Genomic DNA, 18,135 nt, shown 5'->3' on the forward strand with positions numbered 1-18,135 from the left:
TTCGCATGCGGCATTCGCACGCGAACCTTCTTGTTCCGGGCCGGCGCGCCCACTCACAAATGGCTGATGGCAATGGGAATTCTCGATCGCTTTCTCGAACGCGGGGTCCGCAGCGGCACGCTCGAACTGACCCGGCCGGACGGGAGCGTAAAACGCTTCGGTAAACCGGTCGCCGGTTACCCCGATGTCCGCATCCGCTTCGCGGACGCCAAGGCCGAACGCCAGATCCTTACCGATCCCCGTCTCGGCGCGGCGGAAACCTACATGGACGGCAAGCTCACTGTCGAAAACGACGACATCATGGGGCTGGTAGAACTGCTGCGCGCCAACTCCAGATGGGACAAGGGCGGCGAACTGCACGAACAGTCTGCCCTCAAGAAAGTGACCGGAAAGCTCGTCACGCTGGTCGACGGCATCAACAAGGCCACCAGCGCCAAGAAGAATATCGCGCATCACTACGACATCGGCAACGAACTCTACAATCTGTTCCTCGACATCGAACACATGCAGTATTCCTGCGCCTATTGGCCGGAAGAGAACATGACGCTGGAGCAGGCGCAGACCGCCAAGCTCGCCCATATCGCCGCCAAGCTCGCCCTCGCCCCGGGCCAGCGCGTGCTGGACATCGGCTGCGGGTGGGGCGGCATGGCGATCTACCTCGCGAAGAATGCGGACGTTTCGGTGCTCGGCATCACGCTGAGCGAGGAGCAGCTTGCCCTGGCGCGCGAGCGGGCGCAGCAGGCGGGCGTGGCGGACAAGTGCACGTTCGAACTGGTCGACTACCGCGACCTTGCCGCCCGCGGCGAGAAGTTCGACCGGATCGTTTCGGTCGGCATGTTCGAACATGTCGGCCAGGCGCAGTTCGCACAGTTCTTCAAGGCCTGCGGTACGCTCCTGCCCGACGACGGCGTGATGCTGCTCCACACCATCGGGCGCATGGGCGGCCCCGGCGCCACCGATGCCTTCACACGCAAGTACATCTTCCCGGGCGGCTACATCCCCGCGCTGAGCGAGACCGTGGCGGCGAGCGAAAAATTCCGCATCATCGCCACCGATGTCGAGAACCTGCGGCTTCATTACGCGCTCACCCTGCGCGAATGGTACAAGCGCTGCGTCGCCAATCGCGAAGCGATCATTTCGATGATGGACGAGCGATTCTACCGCATGTGGATCTTCTACCTCTCGGGCGCCACCGCCGCGTTCGAGAGCGGAGGCATGTGCAACTATCAAATTCAATACGCCCGTAATCGCGGTACGCTGCCGATCACGCGCGACTACATGGGCAAGGCCGAAGCCGCGCTTCCTAACCGCTGAGGGACATCTCTCACCCCGCCCGCCGTTGCGCGTTATTGCACTGGGGGGCGGGGGCTGTTAGGCGCGCGAGCCGAATCCAGCGCATTTCTGCGGAGCCCGTTCCCATGTCCGACAGCATCAAGAAGGTCGTCCTCGCCTACTCCGGCGGCCTCGACACCAGCGTCATCCTCAAGTGGCTTCAGGTCACCTACAACTGTGAAGTGGTGACCTTCACGGCCGACCTCGGCCAGGGTGAAGAACTCGACCCCGCCCGCGCCAAGGCCAAGATGATGGGCCTGCCGGACGAGAACATCTACATCGACGACCTGCGCGAGGAATTCGTGCGCGACTTCGTCTTCCCGATGATGCGCGCCAATGCCCGCTATGAAGGCGACTATCTCCTCGGCACCTCGATCGCCCGCCCTCTGATCTCCAAGCGCCTGATCGAAATCGCGCACGAGACCGGCGCCGACGCGGTCGCGCATGGCGCCACCGGCAAGGGCAACGACCAGGTTCGCTTCGAACTCTCGGCCTACGCGCTCGATCCGAACATCAAGGTCATCGCCCCCTGGCGCGAGTGGGACTTGACCAGCCGCACCGCCCTCATCGCCTGGGCCGAGCAGCACCAGATCCCCGTTCCCAAGGACAAGCGCGGCGAAAGCCCGTTCTCGACCGACGCGAACCTCCTCCACACCTCGTCCGAAGGCAAGGTTCTGGAAGATCCGTGGGAAGAGACCCCCGACTACGTCTACTCGCGCACCGTAAACCCGGAAGACGCGCCGAACGAGCCGGAATACATCACCATCGACTTCGAGAAGGGTGACGGCGTCGCGCTCAACGGCGTGGCCATGAGCCCCGCCTCGCTCCTCACCGCGCTCAACGAACTCGGCCGCAAGCACGGCATCGGCCGCCTCGATCTGGTCGAGAACCGCTTCGTCGGCATGAAGTCGCGCGGCATGTACGAGACGCCGGGCGGCGAGATCTACGCCCGCGCCCACCGCGGCATCGAGCAGATCACGCTCGACCGCGGCGCCGCGCACCTCAAGGACGAGCTGATGCCGAAGTATGCAGAGCTCATCTACAACGGCTTCTGGTTCGCCCCGGAGCGCGAGATGCTTCAGGCCGCCATCGACCACAGCCAGGCCCGCGTGAACGGCACCGTTCGCCTCAAGCTCTATAAGGGCAATGCCTCGGTCGTCGGCCGCAAGTCCCCGGACTCGCTCTACTCCGAACGCCACGTCACGTTCGAGGACGATGCCGGCGCTTACGACCAGAAGGACGCAGCCGGTTTCATCAAGCTGAACGCCCTGCGACTCCGCCTGCTGGCCCAGCGCGATTCCAAGTAAATACCTTCGGATTCGGCCTTCCGAATCCTTTCAACGTCTTAACGACATAGGGCGGCCCGTTGCCAAAGTGCGACGGGCCGCTTTTGCATGGGTCCTCAAGGCGATGAACTGCCTGTAGGAGTCCATCCCTATGACGGGGAAGCAAAACCAGCCGCCTAAAGCTCGCGCTAAACGCATCGGGTTCGCTCTGGCGAGCATCGCGCTTATCGCAGCTCCCGCCTCTTCGGCCGTGGCCGAGGGGCGCCTGGTCAAGCTGCCGGGCTCCGAGCCCGCTGCGGCGGAAGCTCCGGTAGCCATGGTGCCGCCCGCCGCGCTGACGCCGGCCCCGGCCGCCACTCCGCTGATCGAGGCTATCCAGCCCGAAACGCAGGAATTCGAGACCATCGGTTCCGGCATGGCCAGCTTCTACGGCCGCGAACTCGCCGGCAACCGCACCGCCAGCGGCGACCGTTTCGACCCGACCGCCCTCACCGCCGCGCACCGCACCCTGCCGCTCGGCTCGCAGGTTCGCGTCACCAACCCGGCCACCGGCCAGTCGGTGATCGTCACCGTCAACGACCGCGGCCCGTTCCATTCGAACCGCCTGATCGACCTGAGCAAGGCCGCTGCCGACAAGATCGGCATCTCGCGCGCCGGCTCCGGCAAAGTCGAAATCGCCGTCCGCGACGACGATTGATCGCCCATTCTGCCTGATCTGAAAGAAGGTTAGGCCGACGCGGTATCGGAGGGGGGTGGGGGAAGCACCGCGCCGGCCTTCACAGATACAAACATCGCCAGCGTCATAGAGTTCCCGGCCCGCTCGATTTTTTTGCGCCGCCGCCGCGCCGCGCGGTTGACACAGTTGACACGGTCCAGCGCAAATAGGCCCAGCCCTTTCCGAGCCGCCCCACACCGCACCATCCAGCGACTTGAACTCCATCGGCGGCCCGCCCACCGAGGCGCCATCCCCCGCCAGCACGCTGTCCACCGCCGCGAAAGCATGGCCCTGCCACGCATCCCACTCGCCCGCCGCCAGGGCCCGGCACGCCTCCAGATCGAGAGCCGGCGCATCGGCCACCTCCTCCCCGGCATCCACCGCGTCGAGCCACGCCTCCCGCGCTTCCCCGACGAGCAAGGCCCCCAGCTCCGCCACGTATCGCCCGCGCTCCGGCGGCAACCGCGCATCGCCGAGACCGTCCGCGTCGTCCTCCATCGGCGTCAGCCCCTCCGGCACCGCGCCCGCCACCAGCGCCAGCACCTCGTCGAACCGATCGGCATGAGCGCCCGCCTCAGTCTCCTCCGCTGCCCGGTCGAGCCGCGCCAGATGCGCGAGCAGCAGCCGCGCATCGAACCGACGTCGCACCGCCACTTGCTCGCCATGGTAAAAGACAGCCTCCTCCACCCCATCGAGCGCCCGCGTCGCCAGCACTTCCTCGACATGCCGCCGCGCCAGCACCAGCGCCGCATCCCATCCCTGCGCAAAGAGAGCGTCCCGCCGCCGCAACACGTAGGCCGACTGCCGAGACAACCCCACCGCCGCACTCGCCGCCCGCACGTCCCCCTTGTCGGCCAGCCGGTGCAAAAACCGAACCTTCCGCTCGGCGGTCCAAGAATTGTGAGGTGAAAGATCCTCCCCCATCGGGGGAGGGGGACCATCTCCGCTCATCCTGAGCTTGTCGAAGGAAGGATGGTGGAGGGGGCGAGCCACAGCGCCACCGCCAGAAGTAGAGGAACCAGATAAAATGCGAGGGCCATCGCCCTCGCGCTCCCCAACCCTTCCCGCCGCGCCCGACGCCCGCGAAGCGCCCTGCCCCGCACCGTCGCCGAGCGCCTCACCAAAGCCCGGCCCCATCCCGTCATCCCAGCGCAAGCCGGGATCGCCCTCGACCGAGCGCCCACCGCCCCGCCCGCGCGGAAAGGACTCCCCCGGCAACCCGATATCCCGAGAGCCCGGAATCCACCCCCGCCCGGCAGCGGTGGGATACGAAGAGTTTGAATGGTCGGACATGGTTCACCCCCAAGACTGGAGCCAAAGCCCCGGCACGGAGGCGGACACCTCGAAAAACCGCTGGCGCCTAGCGGCTTGAGCTGATTCACTGCCTTTGCACGACGGTGGAGGCGATGATGGCGGGACAGCCGAGTTTCTTCGATCTTTCGGACCGATACGAGGCGTTGAGCGCGGCAGGCGATCCACTTGAGCGGCTTGCGGCTGTCGTCGACTTCGAGGTTTTCCGCGGTCCGTTGGTAGCAGCACTGCGGCGGAGTGTCCGCGGCAAGGGCGGCAGGCCGCCGTTCGATCCGGTCCTCATGTTCAAGATCCTGGTGCTGCAGGCGCTCTACTCGCTGTCCGACGAGGCCACCGAGTTCCAGATTAAGGATCGCTTGTCGTTCCAGCGCTTCCTAGGGCTCGGGCTCGACGGCACGGTGCCGGACGCAACGACGGTGTGGCTGTTCCGCGAGAGGCTGGTCAAGGCCAAGGCGATCGACAGGCTGTTCGCTCGCTTCGATGCCGCGCTCACCGAGCGGGGCTATCTCGCCATGGGTGGGCAGATCATCGACGCCACGGTCGTGCCGGCACCCAAGCAGAGGAACACCGAGGCCGAGAAGATGGCGATCAAGGATGGCCGAGTGCCCGAGGACTGGAAGCCGGCCAAGATCAGGCAGAAGGATCGCGATGCGCGCTGGAGCGTCAAGTACACCAAGGCCAAGGTGAAGGAGGGCGCTGATCCCAAGGCAGCGAAGCCGGTTGACCTCGCTATCCCGATGTTCGGTTACAAGAATCACATCGGCATCGACCGCGCTCATGGCCTCATCCGCACCTGGGACGCGAGCGCCGCCAATGCCCACGACGGCGCGCGGCTGCCCGAGGTGGTCAGCAAGGACAACACCGGCTCGGGCGTTTGGGCCGACACCGCCTACCGGTCCAAGAAGAACGAGGCCTTCCTCGCCAAGGGCATGTTCACCAGCCACATCCATCAGAAGAAGCCGCCACGTCGACCGATGCCCGAGCGCATCGCCAGGGCCAATGCGAAGCGCTCCGCCGTGCGCTCAGCAGTCGAGCACGTGTTTGCCGGCCAGAAACACCGCATGGGGCTTGTCGTTCGCACCATCGGCATCGCCCGCGCCCGCATCAAAATCGGAATGACGAACCTCGCCTATAATTTCCAACGCCTCGCCTGGCTTGAGGGGCGAACTGCGCCCGCGTGACGCCGAAAACCGGCCTTAAGGCCGTCCATCACCCGAAAATCACAAGATCAGGAGGACGAAACAGAGGCCCACCGGGCCCTCCCGCGCCGTCATGTCAAAATCATGCCGATTTCAGAAAGTTCTTCGAGGTATCCAGGCGCCGGGGTGAACCAGATCATTTATCGCATGTGAGGACGTGTAGGAAAGTGAAGTATCGGAGACATCTTGCCGACAAGCTCACGACGAGAGGGTTCATCAGATGGCCGCTTGGGGCCGGTAGGCGACTGCCCGATTTAGAGGTGGCACTAACGGTTATTTGCCGTTCGCAGGATGCCAGCTTACCCGCTGTGAGAAAAAGCATTGTCGTTGAACAGTTCTACCTCTGATGGATCGACCACTTCCGGCGTATTTGCCGCATCTGCCACCACGATTTTGCTAACATCCAAGGCTTCTTTCAATGCGGCCCCAGATATCCAGTCATTGTTCCACAACGCTTCCGATTCGCCATCGACAATCTTACAAATTGTCTCGTTTGACGTAAATTCAAGCTCTAGTGCAGCGGGTTTTGTTACACGTTGCAGCCAGACTTCTTGATAACCGTTGTACGGAACACCGCCCATCTTTGCCTTTACCTTGCGCCATAGCCTGGCTTTCTCCTCTGGCTTTTGCAAGGCGAGCAAATGGGTCAAGATACCGGCAACTACCGGAAAAGTTGATGGGGACGTGACAGCTATGTCTGTGGCGATTGCCACTTGCACTTCTATATCTTCAGGCTCGATCTTTTGTGCGGCGATCTTTTTGTGCAATTCGGCCAAGAGCCGCTTTAGTGCGCCGCTGCTCGGATACTTCCGACCGAATGAATGTAATCGGAGCAATTGCTTCTGCAATGTCCTGGCGTTGGTCTCACCCAGGTCTTGGATTTCGATAGCAGCGATCTTATCGACCTTGATGGAACCTTCGATGACGTTGGTGCTGGAGTACGTCTTCGCAACGCCCAACCTCATTCCGACTTCTCGCAGACAATCGCTGACCACTTTTAGTATGCGTTCGCCCTCCCGATCGCTGTTAGTAAAAATGCGGTAATCATCACGGTAGCGCAGGATTATGAAGTCTTTCTCTCCTTCGAGATTCTTTGTGATCAACTCGTCAACGTAGCCAAGCACAAGCTCTGCCAGAAAGTCCATCAAAACGGAGCCTTGGGAAATGCCGTTTGTTTGGCCAAACCTCCCCCCGCGAACAAGGCGGTCAATCTTATCTCCCAAGAGGCTCTTGCCATTGCTTTCCTTCGCAGCCTCGAGGCCGTGTAAGGCCCAAGAGATGCTGTGGGTATAAAGCGAGCCGTAACAGTCAGTCACATCCGTATGCAGAATATGTGAAAAATCCAGTGAGTAGGTCAGCGATGCCTGCTCTACCGTCTGCCACCATTTTCTGATTTGCGTAGCTTGATCCTTTTCGTCGCCATCAGACAAGAAAACCGAACTGCAACAGGTGACAGCCCCGCCCTCGAATTCGGCGAACCTTTCTGTTATCGTTTTCCAAGCATCTGGCTCGCAGATCGTATTGACCAAAGATACGTAAATTGCGGGATGCATCAATTCTAATGGCCGCCATGCAAAGCGACCATCTTTGTTGGCAATGAAGTTATAGTTCACACCAGACATTTTTTCTGGCTTACCGTCGGCCAGTTCTTTGTAATCACCTCCCTTGAGCACACTCGATACAGCCTCAAGGATGGGCTCGAAGCTGATATAATTTGGGAAATCAGCGTTGAAGTAGCTACTACCCCTCAGGAAATACTTCATCGCATCAGCGGCAGGAAGATCTACAAGCTTTGTCAAAAACTATCTCATGCAAACATTACAAATCATCGGCGTGTTGCCACATTCGAAATCTTTCGGCTAGTCTTAATGATGTTACTGGCCTGCCAGCTTTTCGTTTGCGGCGAGACAAAGTGCCGTTTGTTACTGATCGGTCATTATGGGGTCGTTGCACGGGCGAGAATGGGTGTGGTCGGCATTCGTTGACTTAAATGCCGTTGCTACCGTGCCCAGCAATGACCGCTTCCGGGAAATCTAAACAATTGCCCTGATGGCCGGATTGGAGTGCAAAGCGGCCAAGCGAGGCCTACATCATCACATAGTGCGGCTTGCTCCACGTAGCGTAGCCCCGCCGCACTTCGGACGGCCTGAGATTGAGCCGCCATGTGCGGCCATTGCTCCGCAGCAGGACGAGGACGCCGGAACGGCGCAGGGTCTTGCCGGGCGCATCGCCGCGCACGTCTTCACAGCGAAGGGATGGCGCGGGCAGCGCGCTGCGCGGGGGTGCGCTCGACGGGACCGTCGGCGCTGTCGTCGAGGAACCACCCGGTCCGACTTCGTCCGCCACGGGGCCAATCGCCGAACGCGGGGCCCAGCTCGCGCCGGCAAGGGGTTGCGGCATGGCTGCAAGCGCCGCCGTCAGGACGGCAAGGGTGACTGCATTGGCTCTGCTGTTCGCGCGCATGTCTCCCTCCAGAAACAGGCGCCAGTTCGAAAGTCTCGCGCCCGGATGGCGCGGTTGACATTACGAATCGACTGAGCGTGCCACTACGCCCCTTGCATGGGCAAGGGGCGTGATGCGGCTCACACTTCCATTTTCGGCGTGAAGGGCCGCGCCGGACTGCCTGCCCGGCGCGCCGGGCCGGTCATTTGGCCAGCAGCGGTTTCAGGTAGTGCCCGGTGAAGGACTTCTTCACCTTGACGATATCCTCCGGCGTACCTTCGGCGATCACCTCGCCGCCGCGCACGCCGCCTTCCGGGCCCATGTCGATGATCCAGTCGGCGGTCTTGATGACATCGAGGTTGTGCTCGATCACCACCACCGAATTGCCTTGCTCGACAAGGCGGTGGAGCACTTCGAGCAGCTTGCGCACGTCCTCGAAGTGGAGGCCGGTGGTTGGCTCGTCCAGCACATAGAGCGTCTGGCCGGTGGAGCGGCGGGCCAGTTCCTTGGCGAGCTTGACGCGCTGCGCCTCGCCGCCGGACAGCGTGGTCGCCTGCTGGCCGACCTTGACGTAGCCGAGGCCCACCTCGTTCAGCATGTGCATCTTGTCACGGATCGGCGGCACGGCCTTGAAGAACTCCTCCGCGTCCTCGATCGTCATGTCGAGCACGTCGGCGATGGAGTGGCCCTTGAACTTCACTTCCAGCGTTTCGCGGTTGTAGCGCTTGCCGTGGCATTCCTCGCACGTGACGTAGACGTCTGGCAGGAAGTGCATCTCGATCTTGATCAGGCCGTCGCCCTGGCACGCCTCGCACCGGCCGCCCTTGACGTTGAAGCTGAAGCGCCCGGCCTTGTAGCCGCGTGCTTCCGATTCCGGGAGGCCCGCGAACCAGTCGCGGATCTGGGTGAAGGCGCCGGTATAGGTGGCGGGGTTGGAGCGCGGGGTGCGGCCGATGGGGGACTGGTCGATCTCGATCACCTTGTCGCAGTTTTCGAGCCCGGTGATCCGGTCATGCGCCCCGGCGACGACGCGCGCGCCGTTGAGCTGGCGCGCGGCGCCGGCCTGCAGGGTGTCGATGGTGAGCGAGCTTTTGCCCGATCCGGAAACGCCGGTGACGCAGCAGAAGGTGCCGAGCGGGAACTTTGCCGTCACGTTCTTCAGGTTGTTGGCGCGGGCGTTCTCGACCACGATCTTCTTGCCGTTGCCCTTGCGGCGCTTGGTCGGCACCTCGATCTTGCGCGTGCCGTTGAGGTAGGCGGCGGTGAGGCTGTTCTTGCTCTTGAGCACTTGCTTCAGCGTGCCTTCGGCCACCACTTCGCCGCCATGGACGCCGGCGCCGGGGCCAAGGTCGACAATATGGTCGGCCGTGCGGATCGCGTCCTCGTCATGTTCGACCACGATCACGGTATTGCCCAGGTCGCGCAGGCGCTTGAGCGTTTCCAGCAGCATGTCGTTGTCGCGCTGGTGGAGGCCGATCGAGGGTTCGTCGAGCACGTAGAGCACGCCCGACAGGCCCGAGCCGATCTGGCTGGCGAGGCGGATACGTTGGCTTTCGCCGCCTGACAGCGTGCCGCTGGTACGGTCGAGGTTGAGGTAATCGAGCCCGACGTTGTTGAGGAAGCCGAGGCGCTCGTTGATTTCCTTGAGGATGGCCTTGGCGATCTGCTGCTGCTGGGCGGTCAGCTTCTCCTCAAGATTGCCGAACCATGCGAAGCCGTCCGCCACCGAAAGGCGCGCGGCGTCGGCAATGTCGCTGCCGGCGATCTTCACCGAAAGCGCTTCGGGCTTGAGACGCTTGCCCTCGCAGGTTTCGCAGGGCTGCGCGGTCTGGAACTTGGACAGTTCCTCGCGCATCCAAGCGCTGTCGGTCTGGATCATGCGGCGGTTGAGGTTGCCGATCACGCCCTCGAACGGCTTGTTGACCGTGTATTCCTTCTTGCCGTCCTTGAACGTCAGCGGCACGGCCTTGCCCGCGGTGCCGTAGAGGATGACGATCTTCACCTCGGGCGAGAGCGCGTCCCACGGCGTGGTGAGGTCGAAACCGAAGTGCTCGGCCAGGCTGGAGAGCACCTGCATGTAATAAGGCGAAGGCGGGTTGGACTTGGCCCAGGGCACCACGGCGCCCTGCTTGAGGCTGAGATGCTCGTTCGGGACCACAAGTTGCGGATCGAACAGCAGCTTCTCCCCCAATCCGTCGCAAGCCGGGCAGGCGCCCTGCGGGGCGTTGAACGAGAACAGGCGCGGCTCGATCTCCTCGATGGTGAAGCCGCTGACCGGGCAGGCGAACTTTTCGGAGAAGACGATGCGGTTCGGCGGCAGGCCGACCTTCTTCATGCCCTTCGGTTGCGCTTGGCCTTCGACAGGCTCAGGCTGAGCGGACTTGGAGCGCCCCCCCTTCCCCGCTCGTGCCGAGCTTGTCGAAGCACCGGAAACCTCCGCCACCGTCGTATCGGCAAGGTCGATATAGGCCAGCCCTTCGGCCAGCTTCAGCGCCTGTTCGAAGCTGTCGGCAAGACGGGTCTGGATGCCGTCCTTGACCGATATGCGGTCCACCACGACTTCGATGTCGTGCTTGTACTTCTTGTCGAGCGCGGGGGCGTCCTCGATGGCGTAGAGTTCGCCGTCGATGCGCACGCGGGTATAGCCCGCCTTCTGCCACTCGGCCAATTCCTTGCGGTATTCGCCCTTGCGGCCGCGCACGACCGGCGCGAGCAGGTAGGCGCGGGTGCCTTCGGGCAGTTCCATCACCCGGTCGACCATGTTGGAGACGGTCTGCGCCTCGATCGGCAGGCCCGTGGCGGGCGAATAGGGAATGCCCACGCGCGCCCAGAGCAGGCGCATGTAGTCCCAGATCTCCGTTACCGTCGCCACCGTGGAGCGCGGGTTGCGGCTGGTGGTCTTCTGCTCGATCGAGATCGCGGGGCTGAGGCCGTCGATATGCTCGACGTCCGGCTTCTGCATCATCTCCAGGAACTGGCGCGCATAGGCGGAGAGGCTCTCCACGTAGCGGCGCTGGCCCTCGGCGTAGATCGTGTCGAACGCGAGGCTGGATTTCCCCGAACCCGACAGGCCGGTGATGACGATCAGCTTCTCACGCGGGAGCTCGATGTCGAAACCCTTGAGGTTGTGCTCACGGGCGCCGCGTACGGTGATGTGGGAGAGACTCATGGGGGAGATATGTTCCAGATTTGTTCACGATACGCAAGGCACGCTGCGCCGCAAAATGGGGGCCGCGAAGCCATGTGGGAACGGCAGGCCCGATTGCAACGTATGCCGCCCCCCGCCCTCCCCTCGGCGCCGCTTCCACCGGTCACGCCGTTCGTCGGCAATCGAATGTCGTCTATCGGTCGTGCAATGTCGTTTGCCGATCCGTTAGTTTGCAGACTTGAAACCGTCATCCCAATCAGTAATAGAGACGCTGCCTGATTACAGTAACGACTCACCCTTTGCTATTATGTCGACCTGCATGACAAAGTAGATCGTCAGGTGAATGAACCGGCCCGGGACGTCGCACAGGCTAACGCACTTATTGCCGATCGAATTCACAGCTTGGATTCACAACGTGAGTTCACGGCGGGGCAGGTGCGCACAACGCGCCTGTAAAACAAGAATTTTCAGATCGCACCAGGGTCGTCGCAGTTCATTTGCATCGTGGGACAGGGAGGTTCCGCGAAAGGCCGACTGCGCCCTTAAAGGAGGAGTACCTGAGATGACCAAGGTTTCCCTGTTCGCTTCCGCCGTCCTGTTCGGTGCCGCGCTCGGCCTGGCCGCGCCGGCCATGGCAGAAGACGTCCTTGTCAAGAATCGCGCCATCGATCCGAACGTTCCGCGCGTCGAAGTGCGCTACAGCGACCTCGATCTAGATAGCCAGGCGGGCCGCGACCGGCTCACCACGCGGCTCGATTCCGCGGTCCGGACGGTCTGCGGAGACGCGGATGTCCGCAATCTTGACGACTTCAGCCACATGCGGGACTGCCGCGATGAGTCCACCGATCGTGCCTATGCGGCACGTGACGAACTCTTCGCCCAGCACATGGCCGCCCGGGCGAGTGGCCAGACCCTTGCTTCGGCCGGCACCCCGCAAACCATGGCGGTCTTTGCCCGGCGCTGAGCCCTTGCGTCCGCCGGTCCGGCCCTTTCCGGATCGGCGGGACGCATCATTGAGTTAGCAGACTGAAATTTTCGGCAAGCGCCCTGTTGTATAGGCAATACTGTCCGAGCAATAGGATTACGCCAGCTTGCAGTTACTTTGTACGTTGCGGAATTAATTTTCCGTCACTGTATTTAATATTTCACAATCGAGAAATAGAGGAGGCCGTCCGCGCATTGCGGGATGGTCTCGGGGGGAATCGATGCCGCATCGTGCGCCGCAATTCGCGGTCACCCAGGTCGGCCCATCCCTCCCAAACACCGTTCAAAAGACCGCCACCAAAGCGGCCGACAATAACGAAGCAACGCCATGAGGGTCGCTCGCAATCCACCACCGTGCCGGGATTCCCCCGGACCGACCGGAGCATACGAGCATGACGCATTTTAACAGCCGCAAAACCTCGCAATTCGTTTCCACCCGTACTTTGTGGTCCGGTGTCGCGCTGCTTTGCACCGCGCTGCCGATCGCATCGCCGGCTCTCGCGCAAACCGTTGCCGCCACCATGACGGATGGCGACAGGCCCACCGAATTGGTGCGGTATGCCGACCTTGACCTCACTTCCCCGCAAGGACGCGCGCGGTTGGATGCGCGCATCAATTCGGCAATCGATCATGTCTGCGGCCACGCCGACATCGGCGATCTTGAAGGGCGCGCCCAGATCCATGATTGCCGCAGCGAAAGCGCGCAGCGGGCCTATACGGCGCGCGACACCATGCTCGCCGCTCGCGATCGCGGCGACCATGTGGCCGCCCTTGCCATCTCCAAGGGTCCGGCCACCGGACGTTCCGATCACTGACCGCATCGGAACGCCCTGAATGCGCCGCCCCCGCTCCCCCATGCGGGGGCGGCGCTTTCCATTTCATGACCCGTGGTTCCTGGCTCCGGCTCGGGGCCGGTTCCCCGAGAAATCCTCTTTCTGTCGCAGGCGCCGCACAGTCCGTCCCCGCGCGTCACCATTCGTCGCATAGGCTTTGCGCCGGCCCGTTCGCGTGGTCACAGATGCGCGCAAACACCTTCAGGGACGGAGAATTACATGAGGGGGTCGCCCATCCTTCTGGCGCTTGCTGCACCGGTTTTCGCATTCGGCATCGCCAGTGCCGCGCATGCCGACGATCCACGCGATCCGACCATGACGCCCGAGGCCATTGCCCGCGATCGCGCCGTGATCCGCAAGCTAAATCAGGACCAGCTGGCCTATGTGCGCAATCGTGATGCGCAGTATGCCGAAGGCTGGAAGGCCTATCGGCAGTCGCCGGATGCCCGGCGCAGCAGCGCCAGCGACGACGGCGCCCGCGATTACGCCGAAGCCCGCCGCCAGTACGAGGCCGACCTTGCGAGATGGCGCCGCGATGTCGCCGCCTGCCGCGCCGGCGACTATTCACGCTGCCGCTGACTTCTGACCGGCCCCTCTTGGCGAACCGCATGAGCGGCGCGTAAGATCCGGCCCATGACACTGCGCCCTTTCCACCTCGCCTTCCCCGTCCATGATCTCGACGCCGCACGTGCGTTCTGGGGTGGGCTGATGGGCTGTCGGGAGGGGCGCAGCAGCGACGCCTGGGTCGATTTCGACTTCCACGGCCATCAGATCGTCGCCCACCTCGTACCGGACATGGCGCGCGGGGATCGCGCTTCGAACCCGGTAGACGGTCACGGCGTGCCGGTACCGCATTTCGGCATCGTGCTGTCCATGGAAGACTGGGAAGCGCTGGCCCTGCGCCTGCGCGAAGCCGGTGTCGCTTTCGGAATCGAGCCCTATATCCGCTTCGCCGGTCAGGCGGGCGAGCAGGCAACCATGTTCTTCCGCGACCCTTCGGGCAATGCCATCGAGATGAAGGCCTTCGCGCAGCTGGACCAGCTTTTCGCGACCTGAATGTCCGTTTGAGCAACGCCCGCTCGGGCATGTTCGCCGGGGCACCGGCCAATTCCCTGCCGGAATTTCCGGTTTTTCAGACTTTCGCATGACTGGAACCACAGCGGCACCTCGCGTATTTACGCGGGATGGAAATGCGGCCGGATCCGAGGTGAGATGAAGGCAAAGCGCGTTTCCGCCGCTCTCGGCCTGCTGGTGCTGGCGCTCGCGCCTGCCGGGTGTCACCGAAAGGCGTCCGGCGAAGGTCCGCCGCCCCGCGCCAATGACGCCATCGTCATCGAACCGCAGGCGTCCTTGCTGACAGTCCCCGTCGAGGCAGACATTTCCCCGCTCGGCCCCGCGCTGGAGCGGGAAATTCCGCGCACGCTCTGGTCGATCGACCAGACCGGGCTGGACTGCCTGCCCTCGAAGCGGGTCAAAGTGGCCTTCGTCAAGATCAAGACCCCGAAGATCAAGTGCGACATCGTCGGCGATGCACGGCGCGGGGCCTTGCGCTTCTCCGGGACCGGCAACGAGGTTGTCTTCACCATTCCCGTCGTCGCACAAGTGCAGGCGCGCGACATCGGCGGCGTGCTCAAGCACGAGACCGCGAGCGCCCGCGCTGAGGCCCGCGCGCGCGTCCGTCTCGACCTGACGCCCGACTGGCACCTGCGCGGCAAGGTCGAGATCTCCTATCACTGGATCGACAGCCCGCACCTCGACTTCCTCGGCAAGCGCATCTACCTGTCCAAGCCTGCCGACCAAAAGCTCGCCCCGATCGTGGCCGGGCTGGAAAAGCAGCTGAGCGCGGAACTGGCCAAGATCAACGTCCGGCCGAAGATCGAGCAGGCCTGGGCAGCGGCCTTCACATCGGTGGAACTCAACAAGCGCAATCCGCCCGTGTGGATGCGGATCACGCCGCAGGAGCTGCAATACGGCGGCTATACCGTGAACGGGCACCGCCTGCAGTTGCGGCTCGGTCTCAAGGCGCTGACCGAGACCTTCGTCGGCGAGCGGCGGGACGATCCGCAGCCCACAGCGCTGCCACCGATGCGCCCCCTCGCCAGCGAGGCGGGCCGGATCGCCTTCTTCATCCCGGTGATCGCCGATTATCGCGAGCTGGAGCCGGTGCTGATGAAGGCTCTGGTCAAGCGCCAGCAGCGGCCGTTCACCGTGCCCGGCGGCGGTGCCGTGCGCGCCGAGTTCCGCAAGGCGACGATCTACGGCACCACCGGCGGGCGGATCGCGGTGGGCATCGAACTCTCGGTCGAGGGGACGAGGGGCTATCTGGGCAAATCGAGCGGCACCGTCTGGCTGACCGCCCTGCCCGCGAATGCTCCCGATTCCCGCAAGGTGGCGTTCACCGCGCTGCACGTAAGCGGGGGGATCGACATGGTCGGCAGCGATCTGTTGCTGAGCTTCGCCAATGGGCCCGAACTCTCCGCCACGCTGGCGGATGCGCTGGGCCAGAACTTCGAGAACGACTTCCAGAAACTGCTCGGCAAGATCGACCGTGCCATTGCCGAAAAGCGCGCGGGCAAGCTGCTGATCCGCGCCGAAGTTCAGGACGTGCACACCGGCACGATCCGGGCGGCCGGTCAGGGCCTCTACCTGCCCGTACGCGGCAGCGGCGTGGCAACGGTCAAGGTCGACGAATGAGCGCAGGGCCCGCTCGCTTCCAGCCCCATCGCGTGGACATCACAATTTGTATACTATATTCTGTAATTCCATCCAGCCAGACATGATGCGGAGGGCAAGGTGAACGCGGTTTTCCAGCACGGCGGCAACGGCAGGATCGACCTGCGCTATGCCCCGGCGACAAAGCCCGCGATCGGCCACGATACCGTGCTGATCGAGGTGGAGCTGGCCTCGCTGGAATGCGTGGACACGCATGACCCCGCCACCCTGCCGGCGCCGGTGCCCACGCGGATCCCGGGATGTCAGGCTGTCGGCACCGTGATCGCGGCCGGGCCTGCGGTCACGCGCTTCGCCGCGGGGGACCGGGTTGTCGGCCACCATCCCGGCGGCGCCTTCGCGGAACTCTTCGCCGTGCCGGAGGCGACCGTCTGGCACTTGCCCGAAGGGATCGACCCGGCGTTCGCGGCGGCCGTGCCCCATGCTTTCGCCTCGGCCCATGCCACGCTTTTCGCGCGCGGCGGCCTCAGGCAGGGCGAGACGCTGCTCATCAACGGCGTCACCAGCGCCATCGGGCTCATCCTGTTGCAGACGGCAGCGCAGGCGGGCGCGCGGGTGACGGGCATCGCCGCCGACACCTCTCGCCAGGATACCCTGACCGGTTACGGGCTCTCCCACCTGATCGACAGGTGCGGCAATGACGTGCTGGCCGCCTGCCTGGAGGCGAGCGACGGGCGCGGCTTCGATTTCGTCGTCGATACCGGCTTGGGCGCGGACTATGACATACTGTCGCGCCTGACGGTCTCGGGCGGGCGCTACGCCAGCTTCCGCCGCGATAACCAGTACCGGGACCCGAGGTTCGCGCACTTCGCCATCGGCCTTTTCGCGCCAATGGACGATCCGGCGGTCCATGCACTCGTCGAGCGCGAGTTGCACCGCGTCGCGCGCGGCGAAGTCGAAATCCCGGTCGAACACGAATTCGCGCTCTGCGAGGCGGGCGAGGCCTGGGCCTTCACCCGCCGGGGCGGCGTCTACGGCCGCGTGGTCCTGCGGCCTTAGGTATAGTCGCGGAATTGAGAACCGTCGCGCCCGCGAAGGCGGGGGCCCCGCTTCTTTGCAACCTCTCGTTCAGCCGCAAGAAGCGGGATCCGCCAAGTTCACAAACGAAGTGCAACACCAGGTTATGGTGTTGTCATGGGAAGAGCTTACGAACAGCTTGATCTGGAAGAGCGGTGTACGATTGCCCGTCTTCATGAAGACGGGCAATCGCTGCGCCAGATCGCGGCAGCTGTGGATCGCTCGGCATCGACGATCTCTCGGGAGCTGAAGCGCAACAGCGGCAGCACGGTGGGCTATCGGCCCGGCTATGCGCAAGAGCAGGCGCGCGCCCGGCGCTGGTCGGGCATGCGCCTCGAACGCGATCAGGCCTTGCGCGAGGGCGTGCTGGGCCGCCTCGCGGCCGGCTGGTCACCCGAGCAGATCGCCGGCCGCATGGCCCGCGAGGCCGGCGTGCGTATCATCAGTCACGAGAGCATCTATCGCTTCATCCATGCCCAGATCAGGCGGACGAACGATCGATCATGGCGCCATTATCTGCCCCGCGCCAAGGCCCGCCGCGGATGGCGCCGCAAGCCCGGCGGATCCTCGGTCCGCTTCATCGCCAAGCGCCAACCCATCGCCATGCGCCCGGACGAGGCCGCGGATCGGTCCCGGCCCGGCCACTGGGAGGCCGACTTCATGCTCTTCGCCCGATACGGCCAGGCCATCCTCGTCGCCCATGAACGCTCCTCGCGCTACACCCTGATCTGCCATCCGCCCGACCGAAAGGCCCGGCGCACCGCCGACCTGCTCGCCGCCATGCTGCGGCCCTGGCCCGCCGCCTTGCGCCAAACCCTGACCCTCGACAACGGCACCGAGTTTGCACAGCACCACAGGTTGCACCGTCTCGGCATCGATACGTTCTTCTGCGACCCCCACGCCCCATGGCAAAAGGGCGGCGTCGAAAACGCCATCGGCCGCCTCAGACGCGACCTGCCGCGCAAGACCAACATCGAGGATCTCTCGCCTGCCCACTTTGAGGACATCATCCAACGCTACAACAATACACCGCGAAAATGCCTCGACTTCAAAACACCCGCCGAGGCATGCTCTCTTCAACCGTTGCACTTCGAATGTGAATCCACAGCCCCGCCTTCGCGGGGATGACGGGTTTGGG

15 protein-coding genes are annotated in these 18,135 nt (G+C 63.6%); 12 read left to right on the forward strand and 3 right to left on the reverse strand.

Translation table 11 applies throughout. The features are described from left to right. Positions 1-72: 72 nt before the first annotated feature. The 5 genes from AC1VVK_RS05485 (at position 73) to AC1VVK_RS05505 (ending at position 5,825) form a co-directional block, all read left to right on the forward strand. Positions 73-1,314, forward strand: coding sequence for a class I SAM-dependent methyltransferase (locus AC1VVK_RS05485; protein ID WP_482905121.1), 1,242 nt, complete (start codon positions 73-75; stop codon positions 1,312-1,314). A gap of 104 nt (positions 1,315-1,418) precedes the next feature. Next, positions 1,419-2,639 carry an argininosuccinate synthase gene (locus AC1VVK_RS05490; RefSeq protein WP_482904691.1) on the forward strand — a complete coding sequence of 407 codons (1,221 nt, stop codon included), beginning with the start codon at positions 1,419-1,421 and terminating at the stop codon, positions 2,637-2,639. Between the two features lie 130 nt (positions 2,640-2,769). After that, positions 2,770-3,315 (forward strand): septal ring lytic transglycosylase RlpA family protein, encoded by a 546-nt coding sequence (locus AC1VVK_RS05495; protein WP_482904692.1) that lies wholly within the window; start codon positions 2,770-2,772, stop codon positions 3,313-3,315. 303 nt (positions 3,316-3,618) lie between these two features. Next, the gene (locus AC1VVK_RS05500) at positions 3,619-4,242 is read left to right on the forward strand and encodes a hypothetical protein (protein WP_482904693.1); all 624 of its coding nucleotides are present in this window, start codon (positions 3,619-3,621) and stop codon (positions 4,240-4,242) included. Positions 4,243-4,742: 500 nt separating this feature from the next. Continuing rightward, on the forward strand, positions 4,743-5,825 hold the full coding sequence (locus AC1VVK_RS05505) for an IS5 family transposase (RefSeq protein ID WP_482905122.1): 1,083 nt from the start codon (positions 4,743-4,745) through the stop codon (positions 5,823-5,825). Positions 5,826-6,142: 317 nt separating this feature from the next. Here the strand turns inward: AC1VVK_RS05505 and AC1VVK_RS05510 are convergent, their stop codons facing one another. The 3 genes from AC1VVK_RS05510 to uvrA form a co-directional block, all read right to left on the reverse strand. Further along, positions 6,143-7,642, reverse strand: a complete 1,500-nt coding sequence (locus tag AC1VVK_RS05510; RefSeq protein ID WP_482904694.1) for an RNA-directed DNA polymerase — start codon at positions 7,640-7,642, stop codon at positions 6,143-6,145. A 286-nt stretch (positions 7,643-7,928) separates the two neighbouring features. After that, entirely contained in the window at positions 7,929-8,306 is a 378-nt protein-coding gene (locus tag AC1VVK_RS05515; protein WP_482904695.1) for a hypothetical protein, read from the reverse strand. Positions 8,307-8,487: 181 nt separating this feature from the next. Next, a complete protein-coding gene (gene uvrA, locus AC1VVK_RS05520) occupies positions 8,488-11,454 on the reverse strand; it encodes an excinuclease ABC subunit UvrA (RefSeq protein WP_482904696.1) in 2,967 nt (988 codons plus the stop codon). A gap of 541 nt (positions 11,455-11,995) precedes the next feature. On the opposite strand from uvrA, the gene AC1VVK_RS05525 reads away from it, so the two are divergent. From AC1VVK_RS05525 to AC1VVK_RS05555, 7 genes are all read left to right on the forward strand, one after another. Beyond that, positions 11,996-12,397: a UrcA family protein gene (locus AC1VVK_RS05525; protein WP_165912161.1), complete on the forward strand. Its 402-nt coding sequence runs from the start codon at positions 11,996-11,998 to the stop codon at positions 12,395-12,397. A gap of 412 nt (positions 12,398-12,809) precedes the next feature. Beyond that, positions 12,810-13,232, forward strand: coding sequence for a UrcA family protein (locus tag AC1VVK_RS05530; protein ID WP_482904697.1), 423 nt, complete (start codon positions 12,810-12,812; stop codon positions 13,230-13,232). 237 nt (positions 13,233-13,469) lie between these two features. Continuing rightward, positions 13,470-13,829: a hypothetical protein gene (locus tag AC1VVK_RS05535; protein ID WP_482904698.1), complete on the forward strand. Its 360-nt coding sequence runs from the start codon at positions 13,470-13,472 to the stop codon at positions 13,827-13,829. 54 nt (positions 13,830-13,883) lie between these two features. Further along, on the forward strand, positions 13,884-14,306 hold the full coding sequence (locus AC1VVK_RS05540; protein ID WP_482904699.1) for a VOC family protein: 423 nt from the start codon (positions 13,884-13,886) through the stop codon (positions 14,304-14,306). 156 nt (positions 14,307-14,462) lie between these two features. Next, positions 14,463-15,944, forward strand: coding sequence for a DUF4403 family protein (locus AC1VVK_RS05545; protein ID WP_482904700.1), 1,482 nt, complete (start codon positions 14,463-14,465; stop codon positions 15,942-15,944). A 99-nt stretch (positions 15,945-16,043) separates the two neighbouring features. Then, the gene (locus tag AC1VVK_RS05550; protein ID WP_482904701.1) at positions 16,044-16,979 is read left to right on the forward strand and encodes a quinone oxidoreductase family protein; all 936 of its coding nucleotides are present in this window, start codon (positions 16,044-16,046) and stop codon (positions 16,977-16,979) included. Between the two features lie 135 nt (positions 16,980-17,114). Next, entirely contained in the window at positions 17,115-18,125 is a 1,011-nt protein-coding gene (locus tag AC1VVK_RS05555; protein ID WP_482904702.1) for an IS30 family transposase, read from the forward strand. Positions 18,126-18,135 lie beyond the last annotated feature (10 nt).

The organism is Novosphingobium sp. BL-S-32 (assembly GCF_056857055.1).